The organism is Vibrio fortis (assembly GCF_024347475.1).
In the GTDB taxonomy this organism is placed as follows: domain Bacteria; phylum Pseudomonadota; class Gammaproteobacteria; order Enterobacterales; family Vibrionaceae; genus Vibrio; species Vibrio fortis.
Window position 1 is genome coordinate 2,976,012 of sequence record NZ_AP025487.1, and the last position, 22,077, is coordinate 2,998,088.

17 protein-coding genes are annotated in these 22,077 nt (G+C 46.8%); 7 read left to right on the forward strand and 10 right to left on the reverse strand.

Going from position 1 to position 22,077, the window contains the following annotated elements:
• Positions 1-13: 13 nt before the first annotated feature.
• Positions 14-901, reverse strand: a complete 888-nt coding sequence (gene oxyR, locus OCV50_RS13245) for a DNA-binding transcriptional regulator OxyR (RefSeq protein WP_239841920.1) — start codon at positions 899-901, stop codon at positions 14-16.
• 205 nt (positions 902-1,106) lie between these two features.
• On the opposite strand from oxyR, the gene OCV50_RS13250 reads away from it, so the two are divergent.
• Both OCV50_RS13250 and OCV50_RS13255 read left to right on the forward strand, forming a co-directional pair.
• Positions 1,107-1,835, forward strand: coding sequence for a glutathione peroxidase (locus OCV50_RS13250; RefSeq protein ID WP_239841921.1), 729 nt, complete (start codon positions 1,107-1,109; stop codon positions 1,833-1,835).
• Positions 1,836-2,035: 200 nt separating this feature from the next.
• Positions 2,036-3,502, forward strand: a complete 1,467-nt coding sequence (locus OCV50_RS13255) for a dihydrolipoyl dehydrogenase (protein WP_261903246.1) — start codon at positions 2,036-2,038, stop codon at positions 3,500-3,502.
• Positions 3,503-3,724: 222 nt separating this feature from the next.
• Here OCV50_RS13255 and OCV50_RS13260 read toward each other — a convergent pair whose 3' ends face one another.
• A complete protein-coding gene (locus OCV50_RS13260; RefSeq protein ID WP_261903247.1) occupies positions 3,725-4,087 on the reverse strand; it encodes a RidA family protein in 363 nt (120 codons plus the stop codon).
• 87 nt (positions 4,088-4,174) lie between these two features.
• Here OCV50_RS13260 and OCV50_RS13265 point away from each other — a divergent pair, with 87 nt between their 5' ends.
• Entirely contained in the window at positions 4,175-4,438 is a 264-nt protein-coding gene (locus OCV50_RS13265; RefSeq protein WP_239841923.1) for a DUF3624 domain-containing protein, read from the forward strand.
• A 216-nt stretch (positions 4,439-4,654) separates the two neighbouring features.
• Here the strand turns inward: OCV50_RS13265 and argH are convergent, their stop codons facing one another.
• From argH to argC, 4 genes are all read right to left on the reverse strand, one after another.
• Positions 4,655-6,529, reverse strand: a complete 1,875-nt coding sequence (argH, locus tag OCV50_RS13270) for an argininosuccinate lyase (protein WP_261903248.1) — start codon at positions 6,527-6,529, stop codon at positions 4,655-4,657.
• A gap of 303 nt (positions 6,530-6,832) precedes the next feature.
• Positions 6,833-8,044, reverse strand: coding sequence for an argininosuccinate synthase (locus OCV50_RS13275; RefSeq protein ID WP_239841925.1), 1,212 nt, complete (start codon positions 8,042-8,044; stop codon positions 6,833-6,835).
• Between the two features lie 124 nt (positions 8,045-8,168).
• On the reverse strand, positions 8,169-8,957 hold the full coding sequence (gene argB / locus OCV50_RS13280; RefSeq protein WP_239841926.1) for an acetylglutamate kinase: 789 nt from the start codon (positions 8,955-8,957) through the stop codon (positions 8,169-8,171).
• A gap of 11 nt (positions 8,958-8,968) precedes the next feature.
• Positions 8,969-9,973, reverse strand: a complete 1,005-nt coding sequence (gene argC / locus OCV50_RS13285) for an N-acetyl-gamma-glutamyl-phosphate reductase (RefSeq protein ID WP_261903249.1) — start codon at positions 9,971-9,973, stop codon at positions 8,969-8,971.
• A 153-nt stretch (positions 9,974-10,126) separates the two neighbouring features.
• Here argC and argE point away from each other — a divergent pair, with 153 nt between their 5' ends.
• The 3 genes from argE (at position 10,127) to OCV50_RS13300 (ending at position 15,061) form a co-directional block, all read left to right on the forward strand.
• Positions 10,127-11,263 (forward strand): acetylornithine deacetylase, encoded by a 1,137-nt coding sequence (gene argE, locus OCV50_RS13290; protein ID WP_261903250.1) that lies wholly within the window; start codon positions 10,127-10,129, stop codon positions 11,261-11,263.
• 262 nt (positions 11,264-11,525) lie between these two features.
• On the forward strand, positions 11,526-14,162 hold the full coding sequence (gene ppc, locus OCV50_RS13295) for a phosphoenolpyruvate carboxylase (protein WP_261903251.1): 2,637 nt from the start codon (positions 11,526-11,528) through the stop codon (positions 14,160-14,162).
• A gap of 359 nt (positions 14,163-14,521) precedes the next feature.
• Positions 14,522-15,061 (forward strand): PadR family transcriptional regulator, encoded by a 540-nt coding sequence (locus tag OCV50_RS13300; protein WP_239841930.1) that lies wholly within the window; start codon positions 14,522-14,524, stop codon positions 15,059-15,061.
• Positions 15,062-15,149: 88 nt separating this feature from the next.
• Here OCV50_RS13300 and metF read toward each other — a convergent pair whose 3' ends face one another.
• From metF to OCV50_RS13315, 3 genes are all read right to left on the reverse strand, one after another.
• On the reverse strand, positions 15,150-16,049 hold the full coding sequence (gene metF, locus OCV50_RS13305) for a methylenetetrahydrofolate reductase (RefSeq protein ID WP_239841931.1): 900 nt from the start codon (positions 16,047-16,049) through the stop codon (positions 15,150-15,152).
• 277 nt (positions 16,050-16,326) lie between these two features.
• Positions 16,327-18,738, reverse strand: a complete 2,412-nt coding sequence (locus OCV50_RS13310; RefSeq protein WP_261903252.1) for a bifunctional aspartate kinase/homoserine dehydrogenase II — start codon at positions 18,736-18,738, stop codon at positions 16,327-16,329.
• A complete protein-coding gene (locus OCV50_RS13315) occupies positions 18,738-19,922 on the reverse strand; it encodes an O-succinylhomoserine (thiol)-lyase (protein WP_261903253.1) in 1,185 nt (394 codons plus the stop codon). Before OCV50_RS13315 ends, OCV50_RS13310 begins: the two co-directional genes overlap by 1 nt.
• A 209-nt stretch (positions 19,923-20,131) precedes the next feature.
• On the opposite strand from OCV50_RS13315, the gene metJ reads away from it, so the two are divergent.
• The gene (gene metJ / locus OCV50_RS13320; RefSeq protein WP_004415993.1) at positions 20,132-20,452 is read left to right on the forward strand and encodes a met regulon transcriptional regulator MetJ; all 321 of its coding nucleotides are present in this window, start codon (positions 20,132-20,134) and stop codon (positions 20,450-20,452) included.
• A 163-nt stretch (positions 20,453-20,615) separates the two neighbouring features.
• Here the strand turns inward: metJ and OCV50_RS13325 are convergent, their stop codons facing one another.
• Positions 20,616-21,902, reverse strand: a complete 1,287-nt coding sequence (locus OCV50_RS13325) for a malic enzyme-like NAD(P)-binding protein (RefSeq protein WP_239841934.1) — start codon at positions 21,900-21,902, stop codon at positions 20,616-20,618.
• Positions 21,903-22,077 lie beyond the last annotated feature (175 nt).

Sequence of the window (22,077 nt, forward strand, 5' to 3'; positions counted from 1 at the left end):
AAGCTCTATAGCGTTATTTTTCTAATTGCGTACGAATCGCTTCTGCAAGCTGTTCGAATCGACCACGCAGTGGCGATCCCGGTCGGTATGCGACTACGATGCGGCGAGAAGGGGTTGGATTCACCGCAGGCACGTAGCATACGCCGTCTTTTTTCTTTTCAGCAGGCAGGGATAGCTCGGGAAGCAACGTGATGCCCGCACCAGCAGCCACCATATTACGCAGCGTTTCAAGGCTGGTTGCTTTAAAGCGTTCATCATCTCGTGCGCCAGCTGCAAAGCAGAAACCCAATGCTTGGTCGCGGAGACAGTGACCATCACCAAGAGCCAATACTGTTTTACCATTGAGCTGAAGCATATCGACGCTATCTTGTTCCGCCCATTCATGGTCACACGGAACCGCAACACTTAGTGGCTCATCGTAAACATCGATCTCTTTAAAAACAGCGGTCTCATCTACCGCAGCTAATACTAGACAATCGAGCTTACCATCTTCTAATTGGCTCACCAGTTGGTGCGTTTGAGCTTCATGCAAAAACAGCTCGAGTTCTGGGAACTGCTCTTTCAAGTGAGGAACAATCTTAGGCAAGATATAAGGTCCCACTGTTGGAATAAAGCCAATGTGCATTGGTCCAGTCATCGCATCGCCATGACCACTCGCCATATCTTTAAAAGTCTTCACCTCATTCAAGATACGCTTAGCCTGCTCCACCAACTGCAATCCAGACTCAGTAAAAATTACCTTCCTTGGGCTACGTTCAGTCAGTTGTAATCCGATCTCCTCTTCAAGCTTACGGATCTGGCCGCTCAAAGTAGGTTGACTGACAAAGCACGCCTCTGCGGCTTTTCGAAAATGTTTATGCTCGGCTAAAGCCACCAAGTATTCAAAGTCACGAATGTTCATGATTGGTCTCTTACCTAAGGTGTAAAGAATGCATTTCCTATAAAGGAGAACCCTTAATAGAAAATACCTATCAAAACCATAACATCAAACGATTAGAGCTATCAAAGGATTTATCTAATAATGGGCTCAACAAAACGAAACAGAGCGCAGAAAAACGCTAAGCTCTATACGAACCAAATTAAAAGTAATCTCTAAGGAAACCATTATGTTTGCATCTAAAGAAGGTCAATCAATTCCTCAAGTAACATTCCCTACTCGCCAAGGTGATGCTTGGGTAAACGTTACAACAGAAGAGCTATTCAAAGACAAGACGGTTATCGTATTTAGCTTGCCGGGCGCATTTACACCAACTTGTTCTTCAAGCCACTTGCCACGTTACAACGAGCTTTACTCGGTATTTAAAGAGAACGGTGTTGATGACATTCTGTGTGTATCAGTGAATGACACATTCGTAATGAACGCTTGGAAAGCAGACCAAGAAGCTGAAAACATCACCTTCATTCCAGACGGTAACGGTGACTTCACAGACGGCATGGGCATGTTAGTTGAGAAGAACGACATTGGCTTTGGCAAACGTTCATGGCGCTACAGCATGCTGGTTAAAAACGGCGTGGTAGAGAAAATGTTCATCGAAGAAGACGTACCAGGCGACCCATTCAAGGTTTCTGATGCAGACACTATGCTTAACTACATTGCACCTGAGCACAAAGAGCAAGAGTCAATCACAGTGTTCACTAAGCCAGGTTGCCCGTTCTGCATGAAAGCAAAACAGAACCTAATCGACAAAGGCCTAAACTACGAAGAAGTGGTACTAGGTAAAGATGCAACAACAGTAAGCCTGCGTGCTATCTCTGGCCGCTCTACAGTTCCTCAAGTTTTCATCGGTGGTAAACACATCGGTGGTAGCGAAGAGCTAGAAACTTTCCTAGGCTAATCATTGCCAAATTGCTAACCCGCTTACCAGTGGGTTGGCTAACCCTATCGGGTTGAATCTAGCTTGTGGCTCGCTTTATCCACAGCCACAGGCTAAACCTAATAAAACAAACCACAAAACGCCACTATCCTGACTCTCAATGCACCATCAGAGTTGGAGGGAGTCGCGTAAGTTTAATTTAACCATTGCGAGAAATTATTATGAAACAAGTCAATGTCGATGTCGCAGTTATCGGGGGCGGTACAGCTGGTCTAGGTTCGTACCGTGCTGCAAAAGCACACACTGACAGTGTAGTGATGATTGAAGGTGGTCCATACGGTACCACTTGCGCTCGAGTTGGGTGTATGCCTTCTAAGTTGCTGATTGCTGCAGCAGAAAGTGTTCACCAAATCGAAAAAGCACCGGCATTTGGTGTTCACCCACAAGGTGAAACCATCATCAACGGCCGCGAAGTAATGGACCGAGTGAAACGCGAGCGTGACCGTTTTGTTGGTTTTGTTTTAGAAGGCGTCGATGAAATTCCTGCGCAAGACAAGATTGTTGGTTATGCAAAATTCTTAGACGACAACACGCTTCAAGTCGATGACCATACTGTCGTGAATGCTAAACGCATTGTGATCGCGACAGGTTCTCGCCCAGCATATCCTGCGGTTTGGAATGAACTGGGCGATCGTCTGCTCATCAATGATGACGTGTTCAACTGGGATGATTTACCGCAATCCGTTGCCGTATTTGGACCAGGCGTCATTGGTTTAGAGCTAGGCCAGTCATTACATCGTCTGGGGGTTCAAACCAAGCTATTCGGTTTAGGTGGTCAGGTTGGCCCTGTGACAGACCCAGAAATTATGGCTTACGCAGACAAAGCCTTTAACGAAGAGTTCTACCTAGATGCTGATGTAAAAATCGAAAGCATGAAACGTATTACCATTGAATCTGGTGAGCCGCGTGTTGAAATCCAATTCATCAATAAGCAAGGTGAACTAGAGACCAACATCGTTGAGTACGTACTGGCAGCAACAGGTCGTCGCCCAAATACGGACAAGCTTGGTCTAGAAAACACCTCTCTAGAGCTAGATGAGCGTGGTGTACCTATTGCCGACCATTACACGCTACAAACATCGTTACCATCGATATTTATTGCTGGTGATGCAAGCAACCAACTGCCTCTGCTACACGAAGCAGCAGACCAAGCACGTATCGCGGGTGATAACGCTGGTCGCTTCCCAGAGATTCGAGCAGGGCTGCGCCGCTCTAAAATCTCAGCGGTTTTCTCTGATCCGCAAATCGCGATGGTCGGTGAAACCTACAAAGAGATCACTACCCGTTTAGGCACTTGTGGATGTTTCGCTACGGGTGAAGTGTCTTTCGAGAACCAAGGTCGCTCACGAGTGATGCTACGCAACAAAGGTATTCTGCACGTTTACGGTGAGCAAGGGACAGGTCTCTTCCTTGGCGCGGAGATGATGGGACCAAACGCAGAGCACTTAGCGCACTTGCTAGCATGGGCACACCAGAACAAGATGACGGTATCAGAAATGTTAGACATGCCGTTTTACCACCCAGTGATTGAAGAAGGTGTACGAACCGCACTGCGTGACCTCAATGCGAAACTGCACTTAGGCCCAGAAATGGTGAAACACTGTCTAGACTGTGGTCCTGGTTGTTAATCTCGGTGGATTGAGACAGAACACATAGATTAGATACTAAAAAGGAAAGCCATTGGCTTTCCTTTTTGTTTTTGGCAACGAGCAAATAACAGATTCCCGATTACGCTCCTTCGTCGCTTTCGGGAATGACGTTGGTTTATTTAAGACACTAAACCAAAACTTAACCCGTCATTCCTGAATCGAGGGACGAGGTGTCCGGAATCTCTTACGTTGCCCGAAAAATTAACAGCAGCTGCTGCTCTTCTCTGCAGCAATTACCGAGATCTCAACCAACAGCGCTTCACGAGCCATGTCTGCTGTTACACAGGCGCGAGCTGGTGCGTGACCTTCTGGTACCCATGCATCCCATACTGCATTCATTTCTTGGAAATCATCCATGGTTTTCAGGTAGATAGTTGCAGAAAGCATGTGCTCTTTATCACTACCTGCTTGCTCAAGTAGCGTTTCTACCTTGTCTAGCATGGTTTGAGTCTGCTCTTTGATGCCTTGTGTCGCATCCGCACACACTTGACCACATAGGTAAATCGTACCGTTGTGCTTTACGATACGACTCATACGTTGTTTGGTTTCTTGGCGTTCAATCATCACTTTCTCTCTCGGTGTCACCGTGATTAACCATAGGGTGACGTGTTATTATCAAAGACCATTAGGATAACGCGAATTCAACCCAAGATGACATGTAAGCACTGCAATAAAAGCGAAAAAATCCGCGACAAACTCGGACGATGCCAGCGCTGCATGAATCAGTTGATGGTGTTATCGATTCTAAGCTGGGGAGTCTGGTGGTTATTTTTCTCAGACCAACCAAAGAGCATTAATGCGATAGCACTTTTAATGGCTGCGAGCGCCTTTAGCGGACTGTTGATGATCCATTGGATCATGAAGTGGCTTATCTTACCAAGAAGAAAGAATCGAAAAAGATCGTCAACCAGTTAAACAACACTGCGACTCATTGAGGTAAATGGCCGATTAACTGGTTAGGCAGAAAAAGTAGCAGGCATAAAAAAAGCCCTGAAGCCAATCGGTTTCAGGGCTTTCTTAGAAAATTCTAAGAAAAAGCAGTGGTACTTTAATAGACCGTGCTTCCCTTAATTTGTTCCCAGAAAAACGATCTTTTTTTATCTTTTTTCTAAGAACTTTAAAATCAACACTTTATGCAACGTTTGTCTTAGTAATCACTTGTTCCACAAGGTTGACCTCTAGTGCGACTTCATCACAAGCGTGCTGACGAGGACACTGATCACAATCTTTAAGCACTTTCTCTGGCAGTAGCGACTTCGACGTAGGCAAGAAGTCATGCTTCATAAAGAACTCTGGTGTACGTGTTAATACAAACACCTTCTTAATTGCCATCTGACGTGCTTTCTCTACAAGATGTTGAACAATCGCAGAGCCTTGTCCTTGACCTTGCCAACCCGCTTCGACGCCTAAAGAGCGAATCTCAGCTAGGCCTGAGTCATATACGTAAAGTGATGCACAACCTGTCACTTCACCGTGATGCTCAGCGACCGCAAACGAGCCTATATCACGTACTAATTCATTGCGTGAACGTGGTAGGTTCTCACCCATATTCGCCCAGTACGCCACCATACCTTCCAGCGCTTCAACATCGGTCAAGCGTGCAGGACGCACCTTAACAATTGAGGTATCACGCTGCGCGAGACGCTTCTCGGCTTGATCGACTGCGTAAGCCACCTGTTTTGGTGATACACCACCCAGAGCACTACGCTTCTCAAGACACGATTCAATGGTCAGGATGTCGTACACATCTTCTTCAATCACCTCAGAGAACTCTTTCATCTCTGCGATAGACAACTCTTCCAGAGCACAGCCTTTAGCAATAGCCGCGACAACAGTTACACCGACAATATGGTGCGCTTCACGGAAAGGAATGCCTTTTGCTACTAGGTAATCAGCGAGCTCTGTCGAGTTTGCATAACCTTGTTTCGCCGCTTCTAGCGTACGTTCGCCGTTGACTTTGATGCCGTCGAAACAAAGCGCTGCCATCTCCATACAGTCATTCCAAGTATCTAGAGCATCAAATAGACCCTCTTTGTCTTCCTGCATGTCTTTGTTGTAAGCCAAAGGTAGAGCTTTCACTGTCATCATCATGCCAGCAAGTGAACCGTAGACACGGCCGGTTTTACCACGGATAAGTTCAAGCGCATCTGGGTTTTTCTTCTGTGGCATCAGAGATGAACCTGACGTCACGGTGTCTGCTAACTCGATGAAGTTTGATTCACCAGAGTTGTAGAAAATCATATCTTCAGCGAGACGTGACAGATGAAGCATAGAGATAGAAGCAATCGACATCAGCTCCATCACATGGTCACGGTCAGAGACTGAATCGAGAGAGTTACGTGTTGCACGACGGAAACCTAAGTTATGCGCCAGCGCTTCACGGTCCATTGGGTATGCTGTACCCGCAAGAGCACCAGAACCCAGAGGACAAGTATCAAGGCGCTTAATTGCATCATTCAAACGCGAGTAATCACGCTCGAACATCTCAACGTATGCCAGACACCAGTGAGCGAAGGTGACAGGCTGAGCACGTTGAAGGTGAGTATATCCCGGCAGAACGGTCCCTTGATGCTGAGCCGCCACGTTCACCATTTGGCTTTGAAGGCGATCTAGCGCAATCAACAATTGCTGACCTTGCTGACGACACCAAAGTTTTAGGTCTGTCGCTACTTGGTCGTTACGAGAACGGCCGGTGTGCAGCTTCTTACCAAGATCACCAACCTTACCGATAAGCTGCTGTTCAACCCAGCTGTGAATATCCTCTGCATCCGAACGTAGGATTTGCTCAGGATCTTCCATCACCTCTAACTTCAGTTCATTCAGCGCCAGTTCAAGCCTTTGCTGTTCTTCTGCAGTTAGAACGTTGACCGACAGTAGAGCTTTTGACCAGGCAATTGAGCCCACAATGTCTTGCTCAGCCAAGCGGTAGTCAAAACGAAGTGAATCGTTAAAATCTTTAAACCGTGTATCTGCTGCTTGGGTAAATCTCCCGCCCCATAATGCCATTGCGTATCTCCTAATTGCCCAGTGCTCACTGTGTTTTGCAAATAATAAGTCTGATTGAAATTCAGTCTTTTTCTAATGGTTTAAACTTACGGCAAATCAGATTAAAAATAAAGTATAAATTCATTATTTTTACATATTTATTCACCAATAGCTGATAAAAACGATTTCTTGCAGCCGTGAGATGGGATTATATGCCATTCAGTCGTAAAAACCGATGCGCATTCACCAAACAAAAAGCCCACTCGCTAAACAAATAGCGAATGGGCTTTGAACAGTTTCCAATATCTTAAGTAACTGTATTCGTTACTTTTGGCTGTTTAGAGCACGGATACGGCTTGATAGAGAGTAAAGGCGGATAAAGCCTTCTGCGTGGCTTTGGTCGTAAACTTCATCTTCACCAAAGGTTGCAAACTCTTCTGAGTACAGGCTGTTGTCAGAACGCTTCTGAGTCACAGTTGCATGACCTTTGTATAGCTTAACAACCACTTCACCATTCACATCTTGTGCTAGCTCTTCGGTCGCCGCTAGGATTGATTTACATAGCGGAGTGAACCAACGGCCATCGTATACAAGGTGAGAAGCCTTAACACCTAGCTCTTCACGGAATTCGAATGCTGCTTTGTCTAGCACTAGTTGCTCAACCGCACGCAGTGCTTCCATGATGATCGTGCCCCCTGGAGTTTCGTAACAACCACGAGATTTCATACCGACAAGACGGTTCTCTACGATATCGATACGACCAACACCGTGCTTCGCACCTTTTTCATTTAGGTAAACCAGTGCGTTGTATGGCGTCATTGCTTCGCCGTCTACTTCAACCACTTCACCTTTTTCAACCTTCAGCGTTACCGTTTCAGATTCATTTGGTGCTTGCTCTGGGTCTACAGTCCATGCCCAACAATCTTCGTTTGGCGCATTCCATGTATCTTCTAGTACACCACCCTCTGTAGAGATGTGCCAAGCGTTTGCATCACGCGAGTAGATCTTGGTTAGAGAAGCTGTACAAGGAATGTTACGCTCTGCTAGGTAATCTAGACACTCTTCACGGCTCACAAGATCCCACTCACGCCATGGTGCAATTACGTGTAGATCCGGTGCTAGTGCAGCAAACGCACCCTCGAAACGAACTTGGTCGTTACCTTTACCAGTACAGCCGTGACATAGAGCGTCAGCACCCACTTTACGTGCGACTTCAACTTGCGCCTTAGCAATGATTGGACGAGCCATTGATGTGCCTAGAAGGTATTTACCTTCGTAGTAAGCACCCGTTTTTAGCGTTGGGAAGATGTAGTCTGCAACCATCTCTTCTTTTAGGTCAGCGATGTAACACTCAGAAGCACCAGACGCTTTCGCTTTCTCTTCAATGCCTTCAAGCTCTTCTGCGCCTTGACCAACATCGGCCACGAACGCTACTACTTCACAATCATAGTTCTCTTTTAACCACGGAATGATTACCGAAGTATCTAGACCGCCAGAATAGGCTACAACAACTTTATTAACTTTAACCTTGCTCATTTGAGTTTCTCCTAAATTCCCGGGCCTGCACTTTGGCGGTCAGCTCCTCGGGGTTTATCCATTCGACTTAATTAATTCTTTAACTTCACTTTCTGAGTTCAGAAGCTACTGAGATAAAAACATGTTACTGAGGTAAAAACTGAGTACCGATGCTCTCACCTGAAAATAGTTGTGCCAGTTTGTCTGGGTAGCGCCAGGTCGCGACTTCAATTGGGCGGCCAAGGTCATTAGCTGCTTCAAGTGCCGCTTGTACTTTAACGATCATGCCGTCGGTGATGACTTTGCCTTCAATCAACTCGTCCGCTTGTTGCTGGTTTAGGCTTGGAATAAGATGACCTTTCCCATCCAGAACGCCGCTCACATCTGATAGCAGTACCAACTCTGCATCCAATGCGCCCGCGACAGCAACAGCAGCTTGGTCTGCATTGACGTTCATCAATTGGCCTTGGTCAGTCAAACCGATCGAGCTGATGATTGGCAGTGCGCCCGTATCTAGGATGGCTTGCAGAACCTGAGAATTACCCGGCGCTGCTTTGCCTACCGCACCCAATTCAGGGTCTAGTTCACTTACCTGACATAAACCGCCATCAGCAAGGCTTAGACCCACAGCATTGAGGCCGTCTTTGATCGCTTGTCCTTGAAGAAGCTTGTTTGCTGTACCAGCCAGAGCACCTGCAATTACAGGAATCTGGTCATACGGAGTAACACGTAGGCCCTGCTTTTTTACGGTCTCTAGATTGAGCTTACCCATCAGCTCATCAACCAGATAGCCACCGCCATGAACGATGACGATAGGTCGCTGCGCTTGCTGTTTGTACTGTGAAATTGCCCCGAAAAGCTTGCTCAACGTTTCGCTACAAGAAAGTGCAGCGCCACCTAACTTTATGATTAATGGTTGATTATTTTGGCTCATTAGAGAATTCCTTACACTAGCGCAGTTAATGGCGCAAAGCCATACCGTAAATTTAAACACTGCATCGCTTGGCTAGATGCACCCTTCAGCAAGTTATCAATCGCTGAAACAACGATGATGTGTTGACCCTGAACCTTCCATCCCAAATCACAGAATGGAGTATGTTCAACGTCTTGAATTCTTGGCAGTGTCTCTTCAAGTAATCTCACTGCTGGCTTATCTTGGTAAGCGGTAGCAAATGCTTGCTGTACCTGCTCTTTCGTCACGCCATCTGCCAACTTCATGGTGATGGTTGCCAAAATGCCACGCTTAAAGTTGCCAAGGTGCGGCGTAAAAATAACGTCGCAGCCCAAGTGCGCAGCAATTTCAGGTTGGTGACGGTGATTAAATACCCCGTAAGGCTGTAAACTTACTTCACAGAAACTGTTGACCATACTCGCCTTACGGCCCGCACCACTGACACCGCTGGTTGCGTTAATCACTGGCCATTGGTTCTCGTCTAACAGTTTGCTTTCAACTAAAGGCTTAATTGCCAATTGAGAAGCCGTTGGATAACAGCCTGCAACAGCCACCAATTGCGCTTCTTTGATCTCAGCTTCATTCCACTCAGCCAATCCATATGCAGCGCTATCAAGCCACTGCTCATGCTGATGCTCAAAGCCATAAAAATCTTGATAGAAGTTTTCACCCTTAACTCTGAACGCGCCAGACAGGTCGAAAACTTGGCAACCGTTCTCAAGAAAAATCGGCGCAAGGTCATGGCTGACCTCATGTGCTGTTGCAAGAAAAACCACATCCGCTTCTTTAGCTACGCTAACTGGGTCGACTAATGGCTCGACTGGCATATCGATTAGACCTGCTAATTTTCCATGCAGACTAGAAATCGGTTTACCCGCATCTACACTGTTGGCGGAGACAAACAAACCTGATAGCGTTAACTCAGGGTGTTTATTTACCATTAGAGCCAGTTCTGCTCCTGTGTAGCCGCTTGCGCCAATGATCGTGGTTTTCAACATTCTCACACATCCATTCTTGAGGTAAGTTACAGTTCAAATTTGACTAATCATACCTAATTTTTGGTTTTATTTGATTTTTTATTCACTAAATATGATTTAATATGTGTTTTACCGCCTTATGGTTTTTCTGTCAATAGTAGAAGTGAAGATATTATGCAATTACCCAGTTTTCTTGAGGTCTACCAGGGCCTAATTTCCACCGATTCGATCAGCTCAACCGATCCGAGTTGGGATCACGGCAATGAAAAGGTCATCGAGAAGATGGCGCAATGGTTTAAAGACTTAGGCTTCAGTGTTGAGGTCGTGGAAGTCGAGCCCGGCAAGCATAATATGGTGGCAAAGATGGGGTCGGGCGAAGGCGGCTTGCTGCTTGCTGGCCACAGCGATACGGTTCCGTTTGATGAGGGGCGCTGGAACTTCAACCCTCATGCACTAACAGAGCACAATAATCGCTTCTATGGATTGGGCACCGCAGACATGAAAGGCTTTTTCGCTTTTATTTATGAAGCGGTAAAGAAGATTGACTGGAGTAAGCAGACCAAGCCGCTCTACGTACTGGCGACTTGTGACGAAGAGACCACCATGCTCGGTGCTCGTCATTTCACCGACAATGCCCCTTTCAAACCGGATTACTGCATCATTGGTGAACCGACGAGCTTAGTGCCGATTCGTGGTCATAAAGGTCACGTGGCGAATGCAGTGCGAGTAACGGGTAAATCTGGCCACTCTTCTGACCCTGCGCTCGGCGTGAACGCCATTGAGATCATGCATGAAGTACTATTTGCTCTGATGCAACTGCGCGACAAGCTCATCAAAGAGTACCATCACCCGGGATTTGCGATTCCAAGCCCGACACTCAACCTTGGTCACATCCACGGTGGTGACAGTGCCAACCGCATTTGTGGCTGTTGTGAACTGCACTACGATGTGCGCCCTCTTCCAGGCATTAGTTTAGATGGTTTAGACAATATGTTGCGCAGCGCGCTTAAAGAGGTCGAAGCTAAATGGCCGGGCAGAATCGAAATCACGCCACTACACGAGCCGATTCCGGGTTATGAGTGTCAGCATGATCATCCATTTATCGGCGGCATGGAGTCGGTATGTGAAACCGAGTCACAAACCGTGAACTACTGTACTGAAGCACCTTTCTTACAACAGCTATGTCCAACATTGGTGCTAGGGCCGGGTTCTATTGACCAAGCACACCAGCCAGATGAATTTTTGAGCTTTGACTTCATCGACCCAACCATCAATATTTTGAGTAAGTCGATCTATAAATATTGTTTCTAGTTATTGCGCGATAACTCAATATCGCTCGCACTATCGAACAAAAGCGACCTCGAAAGGTCGCTTTTGTGCTGTTTTGACATCATCATCGCTAAATTGTAATTAAATTTCACCTTCGTTCTCTCAGAAAATAAAATTTCTAACTTCGCCATTTATATAACCAATAATTGCAAACTTAGGATGCTTTATTTGACTAGATACAGCAGTTTTCGCTAGATTGTGTACTTAACAAGGAACAATGGATGTAATTTTTTTACGAGGCAGGATGACAATGAACGAGAAATACGCCGCTCTCAAGAGTAACGTGAGCATGCTAGGACGCTTGCTAGGTAACACTATTCAAGACGCGCATGGCGACGTAATCCTAGAGAAAGTGGAAACTATCCGTAAACTTTCCAAGTCAGCTCGAGCAGGTAACCAAGCTGACCGCGATAGCCTAGTTGAAGAGATCAAAAATTTACCTAACGAGCAACTGACCCCTGTCGCTCGTGCTTTCAACCAATTTCTAAACCTCACCAACATGGCAGAGCAGTACCATACGATTTCTCGCCACTGTGAAGAGCACGTTTGTGAACCAGACGTACTTCAATCTCTGTTCTCTAAGCTAAACCAAAATGACATCAGCAAGCTCGATGCGGCTCAAGCAGTACGCGACCTCAATATCGAACTTGTGCTGACAGCTCACCCAACTGAAATCACTCGTCGCACCATGATCAACAAGCTGGTTAAGATCAACGAGTGTTTATCAAAACTTGAGCTAAGCGACCTATCAAACAAAGAACGTGTGAAAACCGAGCGTCGTCTAGAGCAACTTATCGCTCAAGGTTGGCACTCAGACGTAATTCGTCAGCAACGCCCAACGCCGCTTGATGAAGCGAAATGGGGTTTTGCCGTTGTTGAAAACTCACTATGGGAAGCCGTACCAGAATTCCTGCGTGAAATGGATGGTCGTTTAAAAGGCTTCCTTGGCGAAGGTCTACCTATCGACGCTCGCCCTGTACACTTCTCATCTTGGATGGGTGGTGACCGAGACGGTAACCCGTTTGTTACGCACTCAATCACTAAAGAAGTACTGCGTCTCTCTCGCTGGAAAGCGGCTGACCTTTACCTTGGTGACATCAACGAGCTGATCACTGAGCTGTCGATGACCAAGTGCAACGACACCGTTCGCGAACTGGCTGGTGATGAGCACGAAGCTTACCGTGCCATCCTTAAGAGCCTGCGTACGCTCCTTACGGATACGCTTGAAGTGCTTGATGCGAAGCTACACGACGCAGAAGTACCAAAGAAGACCACACTACAGAACATCGACCAACTGTGGACACCGCTTTACGCATGTTACCAATCGCTGCATGAATGTGGCATGGGCGTAATCGCAGACGGTTCACTGTTGGATACACTGCGCCGTATCAAGGCCTTTGGTGTACACCTAGTTCGTCTTGATATCCGCCAAGAGAGTACACGTCACTCAGACGTTCTTTCTGAACTGACTCGCTACCTAGGTATCGGTGACTACGACCAATGGAGTGAGCAAGATAAGATTGCTTTCCTAACTAACGAGCTAAGCTCTAAGCGTCCACTACTTCCGCGTGATTGGGAGCCATCTGAGCCAGTAAAAGAGGTTCTAGACACCTGTAAGGTGATTGCGGCACAACCTCGTGAAGCCTTTGGTGCTTACGTTATCTCAATGGCACGCACAGCCTCAGACGTACTAGCGGTTCACTTACTGCTGCAAGAATCAGGCTGTCCGTACCGCATGGACGTATGTCCGCTGTTCGAAACCCTAGATGACTTGAACAACTCTGAAGCGGTAATGAAGCAGCTAATGGGCATCGACCTGTACCGTGGCTTTATCCAGAACCACCAAATGGTGATGATCGGCTACTCTGACTCAGCAAAAGATGCGGGCGTAATGTCTGCGGGTTGGGCTCAATACGATGCAATGGATAAGCTTGTTAAAGCGTGCGAAGAGGAAGGCATTGAACTGACTCTATTCCACGGTCGTGGTGGTACCGTTGGTCGTGGTGGTGCACCTGCACACGCAGCACTCCTTTCTCAGCCACCAAAAAGCCTGAAAGGCGGCCTACGTGTAACAGAGCAAGGCGAGATGATTCGCTTTAAGCTTGGTCTACCAGATGTCGCGGTTAACAGCTTTAATCTATACGCTAGCGCAATTCTAGAAGCGAACCTACTTCCACCACCAGAGCCGAAACAAGAGTGGCGCGATCTGATGGAAGTGCTGTCTCAAGTATCTTGTGAAGCCTACCGTAATGTTGTTCGTGGTGAAGAGAAGTTCGTACCGTATTTCCGTCAGGCAACCCCTGAACTAGAGCTTGGTAAACTGCCTCTTGGCTCTCGCCCTGCCAAACGTAATCCAAACGGTGGTGTAGAAAGCCTACGTGCGATTCCATGGATCTTCTCTTGGAGTCAAAACCGCCTTGTTCTACCTGCATGGTTAGGTGCCGGTGAAGCGATTCAATACTCGGTTGATCAAGGCCATCAAGCGCTACTTGAAGAGATGTGCCGCGAATGGCCATTCTTCTCAACTCGCTTAGGTATGCTTGAGATGGTTTACTCGAAGTGTAATATGGAAATCGCTAAGTACTATGATCAGCGTTTGGTCGACGAAGAGCTATTGCCTCTGGGTGAAAAACTTCGTGAACAGCTACAAAAAGACATCAAAGCGGTGCTAAATGTAGAGAACAACGAAAACCTAATGCAGAGCGACCCTTGGGGACAAGAATCTATCCGCCTACGTAATATCTACGTTGAGCCATTGAACATGCTTCAAGCTGAGCTGCTTTACCGTACTCGTCAGAGTGAAACGCCACCAGCAGAGCTAGAAGAAGCGCTTATGGTGACCATTGCAGGTATTGCAGCAGGCATGCGCAACACTGGTTAAGCAGAATAATATTCTAAATAGAGTACAAAAGGTCGCCCAGTGCGACCTTTTTATTTCACCCAACAAACACTATTGAGTCTTTTATCAGTTTTTTGGGTTATTTTGTCCATGTATTCTACTTTATGCTTATTATTTAGATATACTACTGCTCCGCTGCGAGAACACTCCAATCAAAATATTTCGTGGCATTGGACTAGGCAAGCTAGTCCGACTAGGTGATAAACGGCTTTATAAGGTGACACAACCAACAACAAAGAGTGTTGGTGCAACTTAAACATAACCCAATATATCGTGCCGCAAGAAGCACACTTGATGTTTAAGTATTTGTTTACTGTTTATTGACCATTTGGATTGAAGACATGTCATTACCACACGTAATTCTAACCGTTTTAAGTACACGCGATGCTACTGGTTACGATATCACTAAAGAATTCTCAGCAAGCATTGGATACTTCTGGAAAGCTAGCCACCAACAAGTTTACCGTGAGCTCAACAAAATGGCTCAAAATGAACAGGTAACTTGCGTGCTAGAGCCTCAAGAAGGCAAACCTGACCGTAAAGTTTACTCAATCACAGACGCTGGCCGTCGCGCTCTTGGCGAATGGTTTGAACAGCCAACGGCTCACCCAACTGTACGTGATGAGTTCTCAGCAAAACTGATGGCTTGTGCCGTTCAACCATCTGCTGCATACCAAGTGCAACTGGCTGAGCTAGTTGAAGAGTCTCGCAAGCTAGTTTCTCACTACAAAGAGATTGAAGCAGCTTACTACGCAACGCCATCAACACTAGACAAGCAAGCACGTCTAGAGCGACTAACTCTGCGTCGTAACCTACTTATCCGCGAAGCTTGGATCATGTGGGCAGAAGAAGTTCTATTAGAGCTTGAAACGCTAGCATAAGTTTGACACTGGTGACTTTCACTAGATAAGCAAAAGGCTTGAATACCAAGTATTCAAGCCTTTTTTGTGTCTGCTAGATAGCGTTGAATTACAGTGCTGCAACCTGAGGACGCACACCTAGGGTATGACAAAGTGCGTAAGTCATCTCAGCACGGTTCAGAGTATAGAAGTGGAAATCTTTCACACCTTCACGGCTTAGCGTTCTTACCATATCAATCGCTTGGCTCGCACCCACAAGCTGACGCGTTGTTGGATCATCGTCTAGGCCTTCAAACTGCTTCGCCATCCAACCTGGTACTTTCACGTTGTTCATCGCCGCAAAGCGAGATGCTTGCTTGAAGTTAGAGACAGGTAGGATGCCCGGTACGATCTCGACATCAATACCTGCTGCTACACAACGGTCACGGAAGCGTAAGTAGCTCTCCACATCAAAGAAGAACTGAGTAATTGCACGGTTTGCGCCAGCATCCACTTTACGCTTTAGGTTAAGTAGGTCGGCTTGTGCACTCTTCGCTTCTGGGTGTACTTCAGGGAAAGCAGCAACTGAGATATCGAAGTCATGGCGAGATTTAAGCAGTTTAACAAGGTCTGAGGCATACATCTCTGGAGCACCACCACCTGGGGGAATATCACCACGTAGAGCAACGATACTCTGAATACCATTCGCCCAGTAGTCGTCTGCGATCTGAATCAACTCTTCACGGCTAGCATCAATACACGTTAGGTGTGGTGCAGCCACAAGGCCAGTCTGATCTTTGATCTCTTTGATGATTGAGTGGGTACGGTCACGCTCACCAGAGTTAGCACCGTAAGTTACCGATACAAACTTTGGCTGCAGTGTTTTTAGACGGTGTACAGAGTTCCACAGCGTCTCTTCCATCTTCTCATTGCTTGGCGGAAAAAACTCAAATGACACATTAATGTTGTCAGAAAGCTCAGCAATATTCTGATTCAAAGCGTCTATGTGACTTGCGTGTGTGTATCCCATCTTACTCTCCCTGTGGCCAACTCAACCACTAAAATCTCAAACCTTCAAACCGACGTTTAGACGTCTATATGTCCACAGAATGTATTGAATACGATTTAATGTCAACAGATCGATTATGAATTTTTCTCAAGTTGATCGTGAGGAATCTTCAAGTCGATAAGTGGGTCGCAAAGCAATAATAACGTACAAAAAAGGCTGAAAAACACATTGTGCTTTCAGCCTTATTTATCTTAGTGGATAGTATGCTATTTACGCTTTCGGACAATCGATCTGAGTTTTAGAACAAGCTCGACATTCTGTTCAAATCGGACTGAATTGCACCGGCTGTTACTTCACGTCCAGCACCTGGTCCACGAATAACGAGTGGATTATCTTTGTACCACTTACTCTCAATCGCAAAGATATTGTCACACGGCAGTAGATTCGCCAGTGCATGCTCTTTCGATAGCGCCTCAACACCGACCGTTGCCTTACCGTTCTTTTCAAGGCGAGCAACATAGCGCAACACTTTTTGCTGTGATTGGGCTTTCTCTAGACGCTCAGCCAGCACTTCACTCAATGCCGATGCTTTATCAAAGAAGTCATCGACAGAAAGGTCTTGCAGCTCTTGAGGAACCAAGGATTCCACTTTGACGTTCTCTGGCTCAATATCCAAACCCGACTCGCGCGCTAGAATCACCAATTTGCGCATCACGTCAGAGCCATCGAGATCAGAGCGTGGGTCAGGCTCCGTTAGGCCTTGTTGCCATGCTAAGTCCACCAATTCACTAAATGGTACTGAACCATCAAATTGCTGGAACAACCAAGACAATGTGCCTGAGAAGATGCCTGATAGCGCGATGATGTCATCACCACTCTCACGAAGGTCTCGTACAGTATGGTTAATTGGCAAACCAGCACCCACAGTTGCGTTATACAACCAATGACGACTGATCTTCGCGAATGCATCTTGCACCTGATGGTAGTATTCACTCGATGCAGAGCCCGCGACTTTATTGGCAGAGATTAGATGAATACCCTGCTGAGCAATATCCAGATATCTGTCTGCAAGCACCTTGCTCGCAGTGACATCCAAAACAACCACTTCATCGTAGCCTTGAATTGAACCCAGCTTTGTTAGCCATTCTCCATCTTGATACGTCACCGCTTCGTCGTCAAAACGATCCGCGACAGCACGAGCATCGATACCTTGTTCGTCATACCAATAAGTTTGGCTATCAACGACAGCAACCAACTCAAAATTCATACCACGACGTTTTTCTAGCTCAACCTTTTGCTCGGCGAACAGTGATAGCCAGCTTGAGCCGATGTTCCCCTTACCACACAGTGCGATCGCCACGCGCTTCTGAGCTTGAAACAGTTGAGAATGAATGCCTTTAACTAGAGTTTCGGTTTCCGATTTACGAACCACTGCCACTAAGCTTAAACGAGATTGAGATTCTGAGATAAATTCAACCGGTGCGCCCTTGAGCTGCTGATAGAAGCCGTAACAATGGTTCGGGTTCTTAGTCACCCCCGCACCTACCGCAGCAACCAGTGAGTAGCCCTCTTTGAGTTTGATCTCTGCTTCAATCGCATGGTCTTGCAGATACTCTAGTGCGCCGCCTGCGATCTCTTCTGTGTAAGCAAGGCGCAAGCAGTTTTGATCAGATTGCAGTTCATAAGCCAGCGGTTCTAGCTGAGCACGCTTTAGCCCTTCGAGCACCTCACTTTCAAGGCGTTCAAAATCATGGCCGTGACCAAAGGTGAGCTGAATCAGTAACACATCATCCAGAGAGGTGATGATCTTCGCGCCGCGCCCCGACGCCAGTACACGCTCAATCTGTGTTGAGCCCGACTCTGGCTGGTAACTGCAACGCAGGCTGAGATCCATTGCGCTTTGGGCGACAGGTTGTAGGGTGCGACTGTGTAGCACAGGTGCAGCCAAGCGTGCTAGCTCACTCGCTTCATCGAGACGCAGCAAAGGCAGTAGACAAGCATCTGAAACCAATCTTGGATCGGCACTGTAAACACCCGCAACATCACTCCAGATCGTCACACGATCGACTTCCGCCAATGCGCCAATCACGGTCGCTGAGTAATCTGAACCATTACGACCTAACAACACCGTCTCACCGGCACTGTTCTGCGCCATGAAGCCGGTAATCACCACGCGGCAATGAGAATGTTGAGCAAGAGACTCTTTAATCAACGCGTATGAACGTGCGCGATCCACCTCAGGTTGAGCACCCGCCTCTGCACGCAAAAAGTCTCGAGCATCTTGCGCCACAGCTTGAAGATCACTCTGACATAAAAGCGCGGCTAGCAAACGCGACGACCACACTTCGCCATGGCCTAGCACTGCTGCTTTTTGTGCTTCAGTCAATGGCGCGGTTAGTTCACCTAAAGCCGTAAACTCTCGCTGTAGGGTTACGGTTAACTGCTCTGCAACCTCGCCCTCTAGGAGTTCTGAAACTAACTCCAACTGGAACTGACGCAGAGATTGCAGGCACTCATGAGCCAAGCGCCCATCTTTATCTAGCGCCTCTAAAAATTCGATCAATCGATTAGTGGTTTTGCCTGCCGCAGACACCACCACCAAATCAGTCTCGCTAGAGTACTCTTTAAGAATATTCACGACACGCTGATAGCACTCAGGGTTTGCCAAACTGCTACCACCAAATTTATGCAATTGGCGAAAGTTAGCCATTACTTACGCTCCCCGTTATCAATGAACTGCTGCGCTTTTGCGAAGGCTTGCTCAAGATCAGCAATCAGGTCTTCTGCATCTTCTAGACCCACCGACAGTCTCAGAAGTTGATGAGACACACCAGCTTCCGCTAGGGCTTCTTCACCCATTGCACGGTGTGTCATTGACGCAGGGTGACAAATCAAGCTCTCAACACCGCCCAGAGATTCAGCCAGTGAGAATAGCTCCAACTCCCCAACAAAGTGCTTAAGCGCCTCAAAAGAGCCTGCAAATTCAAAACTCAGCATAGACCCAAAACCAGATTGCTGCTTCTTAGCAATCTCATGACCTGGGTGTTCTGGAAGGCTTGGGTGATAAATGGTATCGACCAAAGGCTGTTTCTGCAGCGCCGTTAGAATTTCACGAGAGCTCTCTTCATGAACACGCATACGTGCACCCAGGGTACGGATACCGCGCAGTGTCATATAGCTATCAAATGGTGTCCCCGTTGCACCAATACAGTTGCCCCACCAAGCCAGCTCTTCGGCATGCTCTTCAGTTTTCGTAATCACTACGCCGCCAATCACATCTGAGTGACCATTGATGTATTTGGTGGTTGAGTGGATAACAAAGTCCGCACCAAGCTCTAGAGGCTTTTGGAACACCGGAGTCAAAAAGGTGTTATCCACCGCCACCAACGCACCCACCTCTTTTGCCTTGCGACAAGTCTCAGCAATATCAACTACGCGAACGAGTGGGTTTGATGGTGTTTCCAACAAGATCAACTTTGGTTTCAGTGCGATCGCAGCATCGAATGCCGCTTGATCCGATTGATCAACAAACAGCACCTTAAAATCACCCTTTTGTGAACGCGTATTGAAAAGACGGTAAGTACCACCGTAGCAGTCGTGTGGCGCCACGATCAGATCGTCACTACCAAGAAACGCCGAGACCCATAGATTAAGTGCTGACGTACCACAGTTAGTCACCACTGCTCCCTTGCCTGATTCCAATTCAAACAGAGCTGTCTCTAGCAAGCCTCGGTTTGGGTTGCCTGAACGAGTGTAATCATACTTAGGAACTTCACCAAAAGCGGGAAAACCGTAGTTGGTCGACAGATAAATGGGTGGAACAACGGCATGATGTTGAGTGTCTGACTCGATACCAGTACGTACGGCGATGGTTGCTGGTTTCCGGCTGCTCATAGGTGTTTCCTTACAGGTTTTGGCGTCTGAGAATCACAGCGGCTTGTCGGGGTTTTGCGGCTGTGTTAGATATATGTTATTCACTTTACTTTCATAAGAATGAGACGTCAACACTTCTAGACGTCTATATGTCTTTGCTTATGGCGGTAAATCCCGCTAAAATCACCCCTATTAATTTAATCTAACAACTAAAGTGATGAAGGTACGCAATGGCCGACTGGAATGGTGAATACATAAGCCCATATGCTGAGCATGGAAAGAAAAGCGAACAAGTAAAGAAAATTACAGTTTCTATCCCTCTAAAAGTGTTGAAGGTTCTAACTGACGAGCGTACTCGCCGCCAGATTAACAACCTACGCCATGCAACAAACAGTGAGCTACTATGTGAAGCCTTTCTGCATGCATATACTGGCCAGCCTCTACCAACAGATGAAGACCTGCGTAAAGATCGCCCAGACGACATCCCTGCTGAAGTGAAAAAGCTGATGACAGAGATGGGCATCGAGTTCGAAGCATTTGACGAAGAATAATCATAACTCAGTCACTACCTTCAATTTTGATTCGCTTTAGCTGAGCCATATCTATTGCCTGATTCATTTAACCTGAACAATAGGCACAAAAAAACCGACTCCAATGAGTCGGTTTTTTATTATTCTCTTCGCTCAACTACACGACGATTACGCCATCCAGTCTCTATGCCATATAGTTTGCAGGCATCTCGATACGAGCCACACCTGATTCAACCGCTGCTTGAGCAACCGCTTTAGCAACGCGAGGCAATAGACGTGGATCCATCGGCTTAGGAATGATGTATCCTTTACCAAACTCAAGTGAATCAGCACCTGCTGCTTTTAGTACGTCTGCAGGTACTTCTTCTTTCGCAAGTTCACGAATCGCTTCAACCGCTGCTAACTTCATTGCGTCGTTGATTTCGCTTGCACGCACATCAAGAGCACCGCGGAAGATGAATGGGAAGCAAAGAACGTTGTTTACCTGGTTCGGGTAATCACTACGACCAGTACCCATGATAAGGTCGCTACGTACTTCGTGCGCAAGCTCTGGCTTGATCTCTGGATCTGGGTTAGAACATGCGAATACGATTGGCTTATCAGCCATTAGCTTCAGCGCTTCTGCTGGCAATAGGTTAGGACCAGATACACCTAGGAATAGGTCTGCGCCATCAATAACATCTTCTAGAGTACGCTTATCAGTGTTGTTCGCAAACAGCTGCTTGTATTCGTTCAGGTCATCACGACGAGTGTGGATAACACCTTTACGGTCTAGCATGTAGATCTTCTCGCGCTGTGCGCCACATTTGATCAACAGTTCCATACACGCAACCGCTGCTGCACCCGCACCCAAACAAACAATCTTACACTCTTCTAGCTTCTTACCTTGAAGCTCAATCGCGTTCAGCATACCCGCAGCCGTTACGATCGCAGTGCCGTGTTGGTCATCGTGGAATACTGGAACATCACAACGCTCGATTAGGCGACGTTCAATCTCAAAACAGTCAGGTGCTTTGATGTCTTCTAGGTTGATACCACCGAATGTATCAGCAATGTTCGCTACCGTATCAACGAACTCATCGATTGTGCGGTGTTTTACTTCAATATCGATAGAATCTAAACCTGCAAAACGCTTAAACAGCAGCGCTTTACCTTCCATTACAGGTTTAGAAGCAATAGGACCTAAGTTACCTAGGCCAAGAATCGCTGTACCGTTAGAGATAACTGCAACCATGTTGCCTTTACCAGTGTACTTATAAACGTTATCAACGTTCTGTGCGATTTCACGAACTGGCTCAGCCACACCTGGGCTGTAAGCGAGGGCCAGATCTTCTGCAGAATTTGCAGACTTTGTCAGTTCAACGGCAATTTTGCCAGGAATTGGGAACTCATGATAATCAAGAGCTTGCTGACGGAATTGTTCTTGAGGTGATAGTTCTTCAGATTGAGCTTGGAGAGTGTCATCAGACATGGGTGTAGGTTTCCTAGAATATTATTATTTGGGGGAATCTATTTTATATTAATGGATGTACTTCAAAGTTCCTAGGTGGTAAAGCCCCCTGTCTCATTAAAAAACGAGAATTCACTACTAATAAGACCAGTGCCCAGTTGAAATTACTAAACACCAGAAAACAAAAAAGGACACC

Excerpts from the sequence above, each read along its gene's own strand:
- oxyR (WP_239841920.1), bottom strand. The coding sequence starts at position 901 with ATGAACATTCGTGACTTTGAATACTTGGTGGCTTTAGCCGAGCATAAA.
- OCV50_RS13325 (WP_239841934.1), bottom strand. The coding sequence starts at position 21,902 with ATGTCTGATGACACTCTCCAAGCTCAATCTGAAGAACTATCACCTCAA.
- OCV50_RS13315 (WP_261903253.1), bottom strand. The coding sequence starts at position 19,922 with ATGAGCAGCCGGAAACCAGCAACCATCGCCGTACGTACTGGTATCGAG.
- argH (WP_261903248.1), bottom strand. The coding sequence starts at position 6,529 with ATGGCATTATGGGGCGGGAGATTTACCCAAGCAGCAGATACACGGTTT.
- argE (WP_261903250.1), top strand. The coding sequence starts at position 10,127 with ATGCAATTACCCAGTTTTCTTGAGGTCTACCAGGGCCTAATTTCCACC.
- OCV50_RS13265 (WP_239841923.1), top strand. The coding sequence starts at position 4,175 with ATGACATGTAAGCACTGCAATAAAAGCGAAAAAATCCGCGACAAACTC.
- ppc (WP_261903251.1), top strand. The coding sequence starts at position 11,526 with ATGACAATGAACGAGAAATACGCCGCTCTCAAGAGTAACGTGAGCATG.
- argB (WP_239841926.1), bottom strand. The coding sequence starts at position 8,957 with ATGAGCCAAAATAATCAACCATTAATCATAAAGTTAGGTGGCGCTGCA.
- OCV50_RS13300 (WP_239841930.1), top strand. The coding sequence starts at position 14,522 with ATGTCATTACCACACGTAATTCTAACCGTTTTAAGTACACGCGATGCT.
- metJ (WP_004415993.1), top strand. The coding sequence starts at position 20,132 with ATGGCCGACTGGAATGGTGAATACATAAGCCCATATGCTGAGCATGGA.
- OCV50_RS13275 (WP_239841925.1), bottom strand. The coding sequence starts at position 8,044 with ATGAGCAAGGTTAAAGTTAATAAAGTTGTTGTAGCCTATTCTGGCGGT.
- OCV50_RS13310 (WP_261903252.1), bottom strand. The coding sequence starts at position 18,738 with ATGGCTAACTTTCGCCAATTGCATAAATTTGGTGGTAGCAGTTTGGCA.
- metF (WP_239841931.1), bottom strand. The coding sequence starts at position 16,049 with ATGGGATACACACACGCAAGTCACATAGACGCTTTGAATCAGAATATT.
- OCV50_RS13260 (WP_261903247.1), bottom strand. The coding sequence starts at position 4,087 with ATGATTGAACGCCAAGAAACCAAACAACGTATGAGTCGTATCGTAAAG.
- OCV50_RS13250 (WP_239841921.1), top strand. The coding sequence starts at position 1,107 with ATGTTTGCATCTAAAGAAGGTCAATCAATTCCTCAAGTAACATTCCCT.
- argC (WP_261903249.1), bottom strand. The coding sequence starts at position 9,973 with ATGTTGAAAACCACGATCATTGGCGCAAGCGGCTACACAGGAGCAGAA.
- OCV50_RS13255 (WP_261903246.1), top strand. The coding sequence starts at position 2,036 with ATGAAACAAGTCAATGTCGATGTCGCAGTTATCGGGGGCGGTACAGCT.